At 64.7% G+C, this 13,257-nt stretch carries 13 protein-coding genes, 1 tRNA gene and 1 pseudogene; 3 read left to right on the top strand and 12 right to left on the bottom strand.

Annotated features, from left to right (window positions below; genetic code table 11):
• Nucleotides 1-38 precede the first annotated feature (38 nt).
• The 3 genes from folD to Q3C01_RS39790 are packed head-to-tail and all read right to left on the bottom strand — an operon-like array spanning nt 39 to nt 1,584.
• On the bottom strand, nt 39-923 hold the full coding sequence (gene folD / locus Q3C01_RS39780) for a bifunctional methylenetetrahydrofolate dehydrogenase/methenyltetrahydrofolate cyclohydrolase FolD (protein ID WP_458150794.1): 885 nt from the start codon (nt 921-923) through the stop codon (nt 39-41).
• Between the two features lie 3 nt (nt 924-926).
• Entirely contained in the window at nt 927-1,277 is a 351-nt protein-coding gene (locus tag Q3C01_RS39785; protein ID WP_458150795.1) for a DUF167 domain-containing protein, read from the bottom strand.
• Nucleotides 1,278-1,293: 16 nt separating this feature from the next.
• Nucleotides 1,294-1,584, bottom strand: a complete 291-nt coding sequence (locus tag Q3C01_RS39790) for a YggT family protein (RefSeq protein ID WP_458150796.1) — start codon at nt 1,582-1,584, stop codon at nt 1,294-1,296.
• A 186-nt stretch (nt 1,585-1,770) separates the two neighbouring features.
• Between Q3C01_RS39790 and Q3C01_RS39795 the strand changes: the two genes are divergently transcribed.
• Nucleotides 1,771-1,846 (top strand) — tRNA-Ala (locus Q3C01_RS39795).
• 242 nt (nt 1,847-2,088) lie between these two features.
• Here Q3C01_RS39795 and Q3C01_RS39800 read toward each other — a convergent pair.
• From Q3C01_RS39800 to Q3C01_RS39830, 7 genes are all read right to left on the bottom strand, one after another.
• Entirely contained in the window at nt 2,089-2,901 is an 813-nt protein-coding gene (locus Q3C01_RS39800; protein ID WP_458150797.1) for an enoyl-CoA hydratase, read from the bottom strand.
• Between the two features lie 112 nt (nt 2,902-3,013).
• Complete coding sequence (locus Q3C01_RS39805) at nt 3,014-3,811, bottom strand: glutamine amidotransferase (RefSeq protein WP_458150798.1); 798 nt, start codon at nt 3,809-3,811, stop codon at nt 3,014-3,016.
• Between the two features lie 224 nt (nt 3,812-4,035).
• Nucleotides 4,036-4,815 (bottom strand): SDR family NAD(P)-dependent oxidoreductase, encoded by a 780-nt coding sequence (locus Q3C01_RS39810; RefSeq protein ID WP_458150799.1) that lies wholly within the window; start codon nt 4,813-4,815, stop codon nt 4,036-4,038.
• A 221-nt stretch (nt 4,816-5,036) separates the two neighbouring features.
• Complete coding sequence (locus Q3C01_RS39815) at nt 5,037-5,525, bottom strand: tellurite resistance TerB family protein (protein ID WP_458150800.1); 489 nt, start codon at nt 5,523-5,525, stop codon at nt 5,037-5,039.
• A gap of 169 nt (nt 5,526-5,694) precedes the next feature.
• The gene (locus tag Q3C01_RS39820) at nt 5,695-7,104 is read right to left on the bottom strand and encodes an adenylate/guanylate cyclase domain-containing protein (protein WP_458150801.1); all 1,410 of its coding nucleotides are present in this window, start codon (nt 7,102-7,104) and stop codon (nt 5,695-5,697) included.
• A 47-nt stretch (nt 7,105-7,151) separates the two neighbouring features.
• On the bottom strand, nt 7,152-8,519 hold the full coding sequence (locus Q3C01_RS39825) for a cytochrome P450 (RefSeq protein ID WP_458150802.1): 1,368 nt from the start codon (nt 8,517-8,519) through the stop codon (nt 7,152-7,154).
• Nucleotides 8,520-8,555: 36 nt separating this feature from the next.
• On the bottom strand, nt 8,556-9,929 hold the full coding sequence (locus tag Q3C01_RS39830) for a hydrolase (RefSeq protein WP_458150803.1): 1,374 nt from the start codon (nt 9,927-9,929) through the stop codon (nt 8,556-8,558).
• Between the two features lie 137 nt (nt 9,930-10,066).
• Here Q3C01_RS39830 and Q3C01_RS39835 point away from each other — a divergent pair, with 137 nt between their 5' ends.
• Nucleotides 10,067-11,755: an MFS transporter gene (locus tag Q3C01_RS39835; protein WP_458150804.1), complete on the top strand. Its 1,689-nt coding sequence runs from the start codon at nt 10,067-10,069 to the stop codon at nt 11,753-11,755.
• Between the two features lie 95 nt (nt 11,756-11,850).
• On the opposite strand, the gene Q3C01_RS39840 is transcribed toward Q3C01_RS39835, so the two are convergent.
• Nucleotides 11,851-12,066, bottom strand: coding sequence for a hypothetical protein (locus tag Q3C01_RS39840; protein WP_458150805.1), 216 nt, complete (start codon nt 12,064-12,066; stop codon nt 11,851-11,853).
• Between the two features lie 177 nt (nt 12,067-12,243).
• Entirely contained in the window at nt 12,244-12,540 is a 297-nt protein-coding gene (locus tag Q3C01_RS39845; protein ID WP_458150806.1) for a hypothetical protein, read from the bottom strand.
• A gap of 252 nt (nt 12,541-12,792) precedes the next feature.
• On the opposite strand from Q3C01_RS39845, the pseudogene Q3C01_RS39850 reads away from it, so the two are divergent.
• Nucleotides 12,793-13,257 (top strand): annotated as a pseudogene (locus Q3C01_RS39850) (polysaccharide deacetylase family protein); the annotation flags it as partial.

A 13,257-nucleotide genomic window follows, 5' to 3' on the forward strand; every position in this document is an offset into this window, starting at 1 on the left:
ATTGCATGCCGCAACGCGTCCGGGACACGAGAGGTTGGTTACACCGCCGGCTTCGGCAGGCCGGCGATCACGCAGGCTGCACGCAGTGTGTTCACCAGCAGGCACGCCACCGTCATCTGACCGACGCCACCCGGTACCGGCGTGATCGCGCCGGCGACGTTCAAAGCTTCCTGATAGGCGACATCTCCGACGAGACGCGTCTTGCCGTCTTCTCTCGGGATGCGATTGATGCCGACGTCGATCACGGTCGCGCCCGGCTTGAGCCAGTCGCCGCGCACCATTTCCGCCTTGCCGACGGCGGCATAGACGAGGTCTGCGCGCCTGACGAGCCCAGGCAGATCGCGCGAGCGCGAATGCGCAATCGTCACCGTGGCGTTCTCGTTGAGCAGCAACTGCACCAGCGGACGGCCGACGAGGTTGGAGCGGCCGATGACGATGGCGTTCATGCCTTCGAGCGAGGCGTGCACGCTCTTGGTCAGGATGATGCAGCCGAGCGGCGTGCAGGGCGAGAGCGCCTGGAAACCACCTGCGAGCCGGCCGGCATTGTTTGGATGCAGCCCATCGACGTCCTTGGCGGGATCGATAGCGTTGATCACGGCCTCGGTGTTGAGGCCCTTGGGCAGCGGCAGCTGCACCAGGATGCCGTGCACGGCGGGATCGCGATTGAGCTTGGCGACGAGCGCCAGCAGATCGCCCTGCGAGACGTCGGCCGGCAGCCTGTGCTCGAACGAGGCCATGCCGGCAGCCTGGGTTTGGGCCTGCTTGTTGCGAACATAGACTTCGCTGGCAGGATCGTTGCCAACCAGCACGACGGCCAAGCCCGGCACCAGATCGTGCTCGCGCTTGACGCGAGCGACCTCGTCGGCGACGCGGGCTCGGAGCTCCGCGGCAATGACTTTCCCATCGATGATCTTTGCCGTCATGTCCTAATCCCTGTCCGTCGATTTGGCCGCCGCAAGCCGGCGCAGCACCTCACCAAGGCGCACCGGGTCGCCATCGACCGCAATCTGCTTCAGCCGCGAGGTGGCGCCCGAGAGCAGCCGCACGCTCGCCTTCGGCACGTCGAGCGATTTCGCCAGCAGCTGCAAAACCGCTCGGTTGGCCTCGCCGCCATCGGCAATCGCCCGCACCCGCACCTTGAGCACGCTGCGGCCGTCGGAGAGCGCCTCGACGCCATCGATGTCGTCGCGGCCGCCGCGCGGCGTCACCCGCAGCGCGATGCTGATACCCGAGGTGGAATAGCGCCAGGGTTCTGTAGAAGGCTTTGTCGAAGCCAACGCCCGCCTGCTTCGCCTAAATCACGTTCGGGTAGATGTAGTACATGATCACCCGCTCGATGAACATGATGATCAGAATCAGGATGATCGGCGAGATGTCGATGCCGCCGAGATTGGGCAGGAAATTGCGAATCGGCGCCAGCACCGGCTCGGTGATGCGGAACAGGAACTCCGCCACTGCCGAGACGAACTGGTTGCGGGTGTTCACCACGTTGAAGGCGATCAGCCAGGACAGGATCGCGGATGCGATCAGCAGCCAGACGTAAAGGTCGAGCACGATGATGACGATGTCGAGAACGGCACGCATGGCTGTGAAAACTCTGGTTCCGGTGGGGATTGACGCCTTTTGCTAGATATCGGTTCCCCCCGGTCCAAACAAGGGAAGTCCCGGCATCCAGGGCCAAAACCGGACTACGCCCGTCCTTGACTTGACCTTGGCGGGGACTTAAATGGCGCCCGGTTGTCGGCCGCGTTTACCAGAGCGGCTCGCGACGGGGCCATAGCTCAGCTGGGAGAGCGCGTCGTTCGCAATGACGAGGTCGGCGGTTCGATCCCGCCTGGCTCCACCAGCCTTCGCTCGCTTCGCGAGCTACGGCTCGGCAAGCCCGGGAAGTCCCTCGTAGCGAAGCTAGCGAAGGCTGCCGCGGCGTAGCCCGAAGGGGCGAAGCCGGGCTTTATTTCCACTCGGTCGCGAGCATTATGCCTCATTCTGAGGAGCCCGCGACAGCGGTCGTCTCGAGGGATGGCCGCGGGTAAGATCCCGGCCTTCATGGTTCGAGACGCGCGTGCCGCGCTCCTCACCATGAGGGTCTCACCTCCCCGTGAACCGTGGCGGCCGTTTCTCCATGAAGCTCGCCACGCCTTCCCGGAAATCGCTGCCGTTCAGCGCCACCAGCATCTCCCGGTTGGCCTCGATCGTAGCCTCGGCCAGCGTCTGGAACGGCACCTCGTAGAGCTGCCGCTTGATGACCGCCATGGCGCTCGGCGAGACGAAATCGGCGAGATCGCGCGCATAGGCGTAGGTCTCCTCGCGCAGCCTCTCGGGCGGACAGAGCCGGTTGACCAACCCCATGCCCAGCGCCTCCTCGCTCGAGACGCGCCGGGCCGAGAGCAAGAGATCCAGCGCATTGGCGTGGCCGACGATACGCGGCAGCATCCACGAGATCCCATGTTCGGCAATAAGTCCGCGCCGCGCAAAGGCCGTGGTGAACACCGTGTTGTCCGCCGCAAAGCGCAGGTCGCAATAGAGTGCATGCACGAGGCCGATGCCGGCGGTCGCGCCGTTGAGCATGGCGATGACCGGCTTCTTGATCGACGGATAATAGCCGTAGCGCGTCTGCCAGTCAGGCCGGCGGTTCATGTCGAAGGGCGGCAGGTTCGAAGCACGCCTGACATCGTTGGGATCGAGCCCTTTCAGCGCATCCATGTCCGCGCCAGCACAGAAGGCACGGCCCGCGCCGGTCAGCACGATGACGCGAACATCATCGTCGGCCTCGGCAGTTTCCATGGCGTGGCGGACGTCGCGCTCCATGATCGGGGTCCACGCATTCATGCGATCGGGACGGTTGAGCGTGATGGTCGCGATCTTGTCGCTGACCTCGTAGAGAATATGCTCGTAGCTCACGGCGCGTTCTCTCCTTTTTCTTGCTTGGTTGCGCGGCTTCGGCACGCGCGTTGAGTGCGAGCCTAACACATCCGGGAAACATGCAAGAGGAAGGCGGAACGCGCCGCCAGGATCACTCGGCTGCCTGCGCCATGACCGGCCTGCGCGCCAGCCAGATATCGACGAAGTTCTTCAGCCAGGCGCGCTCGGCAACGTCGTAGACCGCGCGATCCGCGAAATGATGGTGGCGGGCGCATGCGCCGGGCGCACTCAGGCCGTCATAGCCACGCGTGGTCCAGCGATGCATCATCGCGTAGGTCACGTCGGGATGAAACTGGAAGCCGAACGCATTACCGGCACGGAACGCCTGCACCGGAAAATCGTCACCCTCCGCGAGCAGCTCCGCGCCGCTGGGCAGCTCAAAACCCTCGCGGTGCCAGTGATAGACCTTTCCCGGCCAGTCCGGGCACAGCGCGTGACCCGCCGCCGTCGGACGGATCGGATAGTAACCGATCTGGGTGAGCGCGTCGGGATGCGGCGCGACGCGGGCGCCGAGCTGCATCGCGAGCATCTGCGCACCCAGGCAGATGCCGAGAAACGGCCGCTGCTCACGCAGCGGAATTTCGATCCAGTCGATCTCGCGGCGGATATAGTCGTCGCAATCATTGGCGCTCATCGGGCCGCCAAAAAACACGGCTCCGGCGTGATGCTCGAGTGTCCGGGGCAAGGAATCGCCGAAGCGCGGCCGGCGGATGTCGAGACGATGGCCGAGCGCGCGCAAGGCGTTGCCGACCCGGCCGGGTGTCGAGGATTCCTGATGCAGGACGATCAGAACGGGCAGCGGCGGCCTACGGTCGGCGGCGGCGTCTGGCGCCCTTCTCCTGAAGGGGACCACCTCTTCGCCACCAAACCTGTCCGTCCGGAACAACATTGCCCTTTTCGAAAGCTATCGGTTTAGACCGCGAGCATAACTAAGCGATCGTTAATTTCGTGTGAGTTTGCGCACACACTGAGCTGAAGGAGACGAAGCAAACGCCGGGCCAAAATCGGCGCGCCAAAGCACGATGAGATAAGGATGAATCGTCATCGCGCTTTGGGTTGTTGTTTGAGCATGATCTTTTCGGAAAACCGCTCCGCACTTTTCCGGATCATGCTCTAGCGCCGGCGCCTCTGAAACCCGCCGACGGCGGCCAAGATGAAGCCGCGCGGAAAGAAGCGCAGCAGGAACGGCACGATCTTGATGCCAAGACCAGGCAACACCGCCCGTTTATTGGCCATCAGCCCGCGATAAGCAGCGAGCGCAACATCAGCGGCCGGGACGTCGAGAACGGCGGAATCGAATCCCGGGGTAAAGCCTGCGCGGGCCTGAAATTCGGTCGCCACGGGACCCGGGCAAAGTACGGTGACGCGGACGCCGCGGGCCCCGAGCTCGCCGCGCAGCGCCTCGGTGAAGGAGATGACGTAGGCCTTGGAGGCGTAATAGACGGCCATGCCCGGGCCGGGGAGGAAGCCCGCGACCGAGCCGACGTTGAGAATGCCGCCCTTGTTCTTGACGAGCTGATCCGCGAAGCGCAGCGACAGATCAGTCAACGCGCGGATGTTGACGTCGATGATGCCGAGCTGCGCAGCGCGATCACACTCGATCGCATCGCCGAACACCCCGAAGCCGGCATTGTTGACGAGATGGTCGAGCTCGACGTCGGCACCGGCCAGTGCCGCCGCGATCTTCTCGCCCGCGCCAGCTTCTTCCAGATCGCAGGCGATCACGATCGGCGTCTTGCCGCCCTTGGCTGCGATCTCGCCGGCCAATGCATCGAGCCGCTCGGCACGCCGCGCCGTCAATGCCAGGCGGTGGCCGTTCGCGGCAAACACGCGCGCCAGCTCCATGCCTATGCCCGCCGAGGCACCGGTAATCAGCGTCACACGCTCAGTCACGATCGACGTCTCTTCAATGCAAGCGAAATTAGGACGCAACTCAGGGACGAGAGCATAGGCCGCGTGCACGATGCAAGCCGCCCGTCAGCCTCGCGACGAGCAGCCGGGATGCAGGAGGCAGAAAAACCGCTGATTTGAAGGGGTGTTCGGCTAGGCCGTCATCAGCCGATACATTAAAGTTTCGTCATGTGGTCGCCACTGACCTCGTCCCGCCGACGCGCTCAAGTACTGGCGACGCCGTCCTTGACCTGACCGGTGCGGCGGCTCGCGATGAGGTGCTTGAGGTCGATCCGGTCACGCTGCGACACGCCGAGCAGATCCGACGCACGCCAGACGACGTTGTCCTCGAACTCGGTCACCTGGTTGTCGGCATAGACGAGCTCCCACATCATCTCTACGATACGCTTGCGGCCCTCTTCATCGAGCGAGCGCATGATGATGCTGGTGAAGTGATAGAGATCGACCGCCTCGCCCTCGACCTGGGTCGCCGACGCGATCAGGCGATCCGCAGTGCCGCGGTCCAGCGAGAAATGGCTCTCGATCAGGCCGTGCAGCTTGCGCCGTTCGGCTTCCGTCGGCTCGCCATCCAGCGAGATCACATGGATCAGCAGCGCGGTGGCCGCCAGGCGATAATCGCTGTCGCCGAACGCGCGGTCCTGCGCCTGGGGGGCGACGATGTCGGCAATGAATTGGCGCAGTCCGTCCAGCATGAAATCCTGCCGCAATGGGTGGCGCCGCAACGGCGGCCTCTAGCCGCTTATATGAGCGGGAAATTCGCACCGCGCAATGCGCGCTTATGCCCCGACCCGCATTACGTTTCGGCAATCTACTTGCACCGTTCCGGGGCGCGCAAAGCGCCACGGAACGACTCAAAGGAACTCACGGCAGTTCGTACACCACCATCTTGTCGGCGATGCCGCGGAGCGCGGCCTGTTTCTGGATCGGCTTGATCGACCACTGCTCGAGGATCCTGGCGACCGCCGGCGCGTCCAGCACGGGACCGGTGATGTGGATTTCCTGGGCCATCGACACGCTCTGCACGCGCGCGGCAATGTTGACGGTCCGACCGAAATAATCCTGCCGCTCGTTGAGCATGACCGCAAGGCAAGGCCCCTCATGAATGCCGATCTTGAGAACGAGATCTGCGGAGCCGCGCTTCTTGTTCAATTCCTCCATTGCGGAACGCATGCGCAAGCCGGCGACAAGCGCGTCCTCCGGCTTGACGAACGTCGCCATCACGGCATCGCCGATCGTCTTCACCACCGCACCCTTCTCGGAGGCGATGATCTCGAGCAGCGCATGGAAATGTGCGCGCACGAGGTCGAAGGCGGCGAGATCACCCACGCGCTCATACAGCGCCGTCGAGCCTTTGAGGTCCGTGAACAGGAAGGTCAGCGAGGTGATCTGCAGGCGCTGGTCGATGTTGAGATTGTCCGCCTTGAAGACATCGCGAAAGGTCTGGTTGGACAGCATCCGCTTGGCGGTGAGAAACGGCTTGCGCTTGCCGATCAGGTGATGCAGCGCCTCGGCAGCGATGAACACGGTCGGCAGCACACGCACGCCGGCCTGGTTGTCCAAGGACAGCCGCAAGGGTCCGGGCCGCAAGGTCGTGGTCCCCGTCGGAGCATGGACCTTGTTGTACATGATCGCGAGCTGTTGACGCTCCTTGGTCGGCTCGCCCTGAATATCGATGAAATGCGCGGCATGTGTCACCGGCTCGAACACGATGATGAAATCGTTCGGAAGCTGGAGCGACATCGTCGCCTTTTCGCCGGGTGGAAGCTCGAGCGTGTCGAGCGTGACCTCATTGGCGAGGGTCTCGAACGACGCCTTGTTGAAATCGACGCCCGAGCTCCAGAACATCTGCTTGAAATACTCCCACACCGAAAGCGAGTCGGGATCGTGCGCCGCGATGCGCCGCACGCGCGGACTGACAGTGAAGGAGACCTCGACGGCCTCGTCGACGGACGCCTTGTAGCCGCAGGCGCAGAGCGCGCAGTGATAGTCGTCGGGCCGCAGCGCCTTCAGCGTCGTGTGGGCGCCGAGCACCCCGCCGCAGCCCGGACACAAGACGTTCCAGCTCAAATCAAACAGTCCGAGCCGCGCCGAATGCAGGAAAGCGGAGATGACCCGCTCTTCGTCGAAGCCATGCTGCCTGGAGAAATCGATGGCGTTGATGCGATTGAGCTCGTGATCCTCGCCGCGATCGATCAGCCGCTCAATCTGGTCGACCACCTTGGGCTCGGCGGTCTGCTTGAGAACCGAAAACTGGGCCTGAATGTCGCTCATGCGGCCTCATCTAGTGTGTCGGCGCAGCGATCCCAAGGACCGGCTCGTCACCGTGGCGTGATACGGAACATGGGAGAATGGTCCGGCTGCGTCGTGACGACGCCGACGGGAATGACGGGCCCGGTGTCGACCATCTCAACACGGAATTCTCCGATCAGCCGGGCCAGGGCCAGCACCGACTCGGCTTGCGCAAAAGGCGCGCCGACGCAGACGCGCGGGCCGGCGCCGAACGGCAGATAGGCGAAGCGGTCGGGCGGAGTCGCCGACATGAAGCGCTTGGGAATGAAGGCGTTGGGCTGGTCCCAGAGCTTTTCGTGCCGGTGCAGAAGCCACGGGGCGATCATGATGATATCGCCCTTTTCGATCTCGACGCCCGCCGCGTTGTCCTTGTCGAGTGCCGCGCGCGCGATCAGGAAGGCCGGCGGATAGAGCCGCATGGTCTCATCGATCACGGCGCGGGTGAATTTCTGCCGGTCGATATCGGCCATGCTGTCGAGGTGCTCGCCGCGCGTCTCCGAGGCCACTTCCTCCTGGGTTTCGGGATCTAGCGCCAGCAGATAGAGCGCCCAGGACAGTGCCGTCGCGGTCGTCTCGTGACCCGCCAGGATCATGGTCGCGACCTCGTCGACGAGCTGCTCGTCCGAAAAGCCCTTGCCGGTCTCGGGATCGCGCGCTTCGTCCATGAGGTCGAAGAGGTCGCGCGGCGGCGCACCCTCCTTCTTGCCGGCAGCCCGCCGCTCCGCGATCAGCATCGCGACGAACGCCGTCCAGCGCTTGCGAAAACGGGCGCGCGCAAAATCCATAGGGCTCGGCCAGGATACCGGCAGCAGCATGTCGAGGAAATACGGCCGGCCCAGGCGCTGGCCGTATTCCATGACGAAGTTGCGCAAGGTCGCGCCGTGCTTGTCCATGCCGAACGAGAACATCGTGCGACCCGCGATCTCGAGCGTCATCCGCTGCATGATTTCGCGGAGGTCAACGATCTCATTGGTCTTCGTCTTGAGCTTCGCGATGGTCTCGTCGAGCACCGCCGTCATGTGCGGGACGAGGTTGGCGGTGGCGTGCGGCGTGAACGCGGGCGCCAGCGTTCGCCGCTGATGCCGCCACGGCTGGCCTTCCGCGATCAGCAGACCCTGGCCAAGCACCGGACGCAGCATCCGGATGCCGGCCGGCGTGCGCGTATAGTTCTCGTAATTATTGAGCAGGATGTGCCGGATCGAGTCCGGCCGGTTGAGGATGAAGCTGTTGTGGAGAAAGAAGCGGCCCTTGATGACGTCTTCCTCGTAGGCGCGCTGCGCCCACGTCGCGATCATGTTCTTGCGGATCACCGCAACGCGGCGGAGGAATGGCATGCCCTCCGGCGCGCGCGGCGGGGTCGGCGGAATGATGGGCCGGCGCACCTTGGCGACATTCATGGGCTCTCTCCCCGCATATCCACCGCACCCACAGAGCTAGTAAGTCAGCTCGGCAATCGCAATCCTGTTCTCGGCGGCCGGCCAGGCCCGCGCCACGATCCGTTCTTCGTTGAACTCAGCCACGACGTTACGCCCGACCTCCGTGGCCGGAAGCCGCAGGGTTGCTGCCGTATCCGTTGGCACGCCCGGCTTGACGTCGGCCGGCTCCTTGCCGTCGAACAGCAAGATGTCGCGCGGCAGGCCGAAATAGCCACGCGGCCGTGACAAAATCAGGACGGCACCCGCCCCGGCATCGGGCGGACCGAGCGGGCGGGCGGCGCGCAGGTGCACCACGTCCGACGAGCGCGGAAAGGGCGAGCGGTAGATATGTGTCGTCGGCGCGTCGGGCGAGGTCAGGACGAATTCGAGCGACCAGGTCGGGTCAACCTGCGCCGGCCCCCAGCGGCCATCGGCGGCGGTCTTTGAGCTATGCACTGCACCGCCTTGGCGCTCGCCGCTCGCGGGATCGACGCGAAACAGCTCGACGGTGGCGCCCTCCACGGGACGATTGGTCGGCATGCCACCGGGCGTTCCCATCACCAGCCCGCTCAATTTGACGCTGCTCTCGGGCGTGATCGCGATGCGGTCCGGTTCGCGGCCCGCGATGAACCTGTAGATCTCGCGGAAGGCGCGTGGATGAAACGCCACCTCGCGATGATCGAGCGCACCGAGCACGAGATTGGTGGCGCCTTTCAGTTCCGGGCCCTCGGCAGTGACATTGGTAGGCACGCCGGGCTTGCCGATGAAGCGGCCGTCCGGTTGCGCATATTTGTCCATGCCGTCGCTGCGCAGGGTGAGGAAGGCGGGGCCCGGCGTGACCTCGCTCTCGCCCTCGTTCAGGCCGCGCAGGAAGGCGCCGCGGCCGTTGAACTCGCTGCCGAGCACCTCATCGCTGGCCCAGACGCCGTGATTGGGCGTGCCGCACAGCACTGCATGGCTGACATCGCCGGCGCCGCCATTCTTGATGACATTGCGGATGGCGTAGCCGCCACGTGAGCTGCCGACCAGCGCGACGCGCGCAGCGCCGGTGCGACGCTTCAATTCGGCGATCGCAGCAGCCAGCTCGCGACGCTGATCCTCGGTCGAGGAGCGGTTGGGCTGTTCGACGCTGTCGATGTCCCGTGCGTTGGGGTCGGTGAAATTGATCGCCATCACGCGCGCACGCGCAATGCCATTGGACTCCATCCGCCATAACGTCGTCATCCAGAGCGCGCCGTAATCGCCGTTGCCGTGCACGAACAGGATCGGAGGCACCTCGGCGGCGGCTGGCACTGCGGGCGTGGTCTGCGCCAATGCAGCCGTCCGCAAGCTCGCAACCGCGAAAGGTAGCGCGCTGGCGCCCTGCAAGATCATCCGTCGCGATAGTTTCATGTCGTTCCTCCCCGGCAAACCAATTGGTTGCACCGCTTATAGCCGTCTAACCACTGGACAGCGAAGGACTTTCGCAGGCATCACTGGGTCAAGCAGGAATCGCCGAACCATTTCTCGCAAGCTATTTGGAAGGGGATATGACCGAGCAGCCGAAACGCCAGAAATTTGCCAATGACGGCATCACCGCGCCCCTGCGGTATACCGTATTCCGGCGCATCTGGCTCGCCAGCCTGCTCTCCAATCTCGGGCTCCTGATCCAGGGCGTGGGCGCGGCCTGGGCGATGACGCAGATGGCGGCCTCGGCCGACAAGGTCGCGCTGGTGCAGACCGCGCTGATGCTGCCGATTATGCTGATCTCGATGCCGGCCGGCGCCATCGCGGATATGTATGACCGCCGCATCGTGACCCTGATCTCGCTCTCGATCGCGTTGATCGGCGCATCCGCGCTCACGATCCTGGCCGGGCTCAAGCTCATCACCCCCGAAACGCTGCTCGCCTTCTGCTTCATCGTCGGCAGCGGCAACGCGCTGTTCGGCCCGGCCTGGCAGTCCTCGGTCAGCGAGCAAGTGCCGCCGGACTCGCTGCCATCGGCGGTGGCGCTGAACGGCATCAGCTACAACATTGCGCGCAGCTTTGGCCCCGCGATCGGCGGCGTCATCGTTGCCGCGGCCGGCGCCGTGGCGGCCTTTGCCTGCAACGCGATCCTCTACCTGCCGCTGCTCGTCGTGCTGCTGCTCTGGCGGCGCTCCACCGAACCGTCGCGCCTGCCACGGGAAAAGCTCAACCGTGCCATGGTTTCGGGCGTGCGCTACATCACCAATTCGCCGCCGATCAAGATCGTGCTGACGCGGACGCTGGTGATGGGCCTGATCGGCGGCGCCATCATGGCGCTGATGCCGCTGGTCGCGCGCGACCTCCTGCATGGCGGCGCGCAGACCTACGGCATCATGCTCGGCGCCTTCGGCATGGGCGCCGTGGTCGGCGCGCTCAACATTCACGAACTGCGCAAGCGGATGAGCGGCGAATCGGCGATCCGCGCCTGCACGATCTCGATGGCCTTTGCGATGGCCGCCATCGCGCTCAGCAGCGAGCCGGTGCTGACCGCGGCAGCGCTGGTGCTGGCGGGCGCGGTGTGGATGGCGTCGGTGGCGCTGTTCAATATCGGCGTGCAACTCTCGGCGCCGCGCTGGGTCGCTGGCCGTTCGCTGGCCGCATTCCAGGCCTCGATCTCCGGCGGCATCGCGATCGGCGCCTGGGGCTGGGGCCATCTCACCGACTACGCAGGCGTCGAGACGGCGCTGCTGGTTGCGGCCGGCCTGATGCTGATCTCGCCACTGCTCGGCCTGTGGCTGGCAATGCCGCGCGTCGGCGCGCGCAACGAGGACGCCGAGATGCTCGCCGATCCCGAGGTGAGGTTGTCGCTGACCGGACGCAGCGGGCCCCTGGTGGTCGAGATCGAATATCGCGTGGCGCAAGAGAACGCGCGCGCCTTCCACAATGTGATGCAGGACGTGCAGCTCTCCAGGCAGCGCAACGGCGCCTATGGCTGGTCGATCGCGCGCGACATCGCCGATCCCGAGTTGTGGACCGAGCGCTATCACTGCCCGACCTGGCTCGATTACCTGCGCCAGCGCAACCGCCCGACCCAGTCCGAGCGCGCGCTGCATCAGCAGGCGATCGATTTCCACATCGGCCCCGAGCCGGTGCGGATCCGCCGCATGCTCGAGCGTCCGTTCGGCTCGGTGCGCTGGAAGGAAGAGACGCCGGACCGCAGCAGCGGCGAGGTGCTGCCGGTCGTTGCGACCGCGGCGGGGAGCAGCACGTAGCTTTGAAACTCCCGTAGCCCGCATGAGCGATAGCGGCATGCGGGGTCAGAAGTCCCGGATATCGCTTCGCTCATCCGGGCTACAAAGCGACAGCGTTACTGCCCGTGCTCGGTCAGCACCTTGTCGCAGGCCTTGCTGAGGCGGGTACGATTCTGCTTGAGGCAGGCGAGCACGGCCGAATCGCCATTGTTCATCACGGGACGGCAGAAGCGCGAGACGTCGCGGGCGCAGGCATCATGACCCGGCTGCTGCTGCGCCGACGCACCCGATGCGATCAGGGCCAACGGAAAAATCAAAAGAATTCTGCGCATCACGTAAATGCCTCATACCCGAAACGATAGGCGGGCGAACCTAAAGCGGTGGTTCCCGTGCTGCAACGGCTTTGTGATGAGCCGTACCGGCGGATGCGATTGGCCCCGGTCTGGCACCGGGGCACGTCGCGAGGGAGCTCAAGCGCGCGATGATGATGGCATCATCAGGCACCTGTCTTAGTGCGCACCTTCCTGGGCGTCGGCGACCTTGTGCGACGGCGCCTTGGCGAGGTCCTTGTCCATCACGGCGCGGCAGCCGGGGCTGAGATCGGCGCGGTGCTTGAACATGCAGGCGGTGATCTTCGGAATGTTGGGGATTTCCGACGAGCACAGGCGGAAGGCGTCACCGGTGCACATCTGCTGCGCTTCGGCGGTGTAGGCAAAGCTTGTCGTCGAGGACAGGATCGAAACGAAAGCGGCAAAACCCAGCGCCAGGCCGGCGTCGCGGATTCTTGACGAGAACGAGGTGATCATTTTGAGGCTCCCATTGGCGCCGCCGTCGGGCGGGGTGCGTTAACGGGAGCCACGATGCCCCGGCCAAACCGTTTCCACTGTGATGATGGTCACGACCGGCCCGCCGAGCGTGACATCGGTCACTTTGGCGCACCCCCCTGAAATTCCACCGCAACCGATGTCGTGTTGGTGTCACGTTAACTGTTCCTTCGCATTATCGGCCCGGCGCGGGGAAAAACCGCTTGTTTGGTTGCGTATTTGGAAAGAATAGCGATGCGTAATGCGTTGGGCCTGATAGCGGCCAGTGTGATTGCGGCGGTCGTGATCGCCGGAGGTTGGTTCTTCTATTCCTCGCGCGCCGAACAGGCCGCTCCCCAGACAATGGCCGCGCGCGCCTCGGACTCTCTGCCGGCCTCGGCGAGGCTTGCGGCCAAGGACGACGTCGAGGTCACCGCGGGGCTGTCCGGCAAGCAGACCGCGGCTGCGGCCCCTGCCGCGCCGCCGGCGCCCATGCCGGTTCAGCAGAAATCGACCTGCGCCAATCCGAACGCGCTTGGGGTTGCCCGCGTGGTCGAGATCGACACCACCGGCGGACCGGGCTTCGGCTTCGAGCATTTCAAGCAGTTCGACTTCCTCACCGACAAGGAGGTCGTCCTGACCTTCGACGACGGTCCATGGCCGAACAACACGCCTGCCGTGCTGAAGGCCCTCGCCGACGAATGCACCAAGGGCCTGTTC

The organism is Bradyrhizobium sp. UFLA05-109 (assembly GCF_054185165.1).

What these genes read in the sequence shown, in the direction of transcription:
- folD (WP_458150794.1), bottom strand. Translation starts at nt 923, where the DNA reads ATGACGGCAAAGATCATCGATGGGAAAGTCATTGCCGCGGAGCTCCGA.
- Q3C01_RS39790 (WP_458150796.1), bottom strand. Translation starts at nt 1,584, where the DNA reads ATGCGTGCCGTTCTCGACATCGTCATCATCGTGCTCGACCTTTACGTC.
- Q3C01_RS39805 (WP_458150798.1), bottom strand. Translation starts at nt 3,811, where the DNA reads ATGTTGTTCCGGACGGACAGGTTTGGTGGCGAAGAGGTGGTCCCCTTC.
- Q3C01_RS39815 (WP_458150800.1), bottom strand. Translation starts at nt 5,525, where the DNA reads ATGCTGGACGGACTGCGCCAATTCATTGCCGACATCGTCGCCCCCCAG.
- Q3C01_RS39820 (WP_458150801.1), bottom strand. Translation starts at nt 7,104, where the DNA reads ATGAGCGACATTCAGGCCCAGTTTTCGGTTCTCAAGCAGACCGCCGAG.
- Q3C01_RS39825 (WP_458150802.1), bottom strand. Translation starts at nt 8,519, where the DNA reads ATGAATGTCGCCAAGGTGCGCCGGCCCATCATTCCGCCGACCCCGCCG.
- Q3C01_RS39830 (WP_458150803.1), bottom strand. Translation starts at nt 9,929, where the DNA reads ATGAAACTATCGCGACGGATGATCTTGCAGGGCGCCAGCGCGCTACCT.
- Q3C01_RS39835 (WP_458150804.1), top strand. Translation starts at nt 10,067, where the DNA reads ATGACCGAGCAGCCGAAACGCCAGAAATTTGCCAATGACGGCATCACC.
- Q3C01_RS39840 (WP_458150805.1), bottom strand. Translation starts at nt 12,066, where the DNA reads ATGCGCAGAATTCTTTTGATTTTTCCGTTGGCCCTGATCGCATCGGGT.
- Q3C01_RS39845 (WP_458150806.1), bottom strand. Translation starts at nt 12,540, where the DNA reads ATGATCACCTCGTTCTCGTCAAGAATCCGCGACGCCGGCCTGGCGCTG.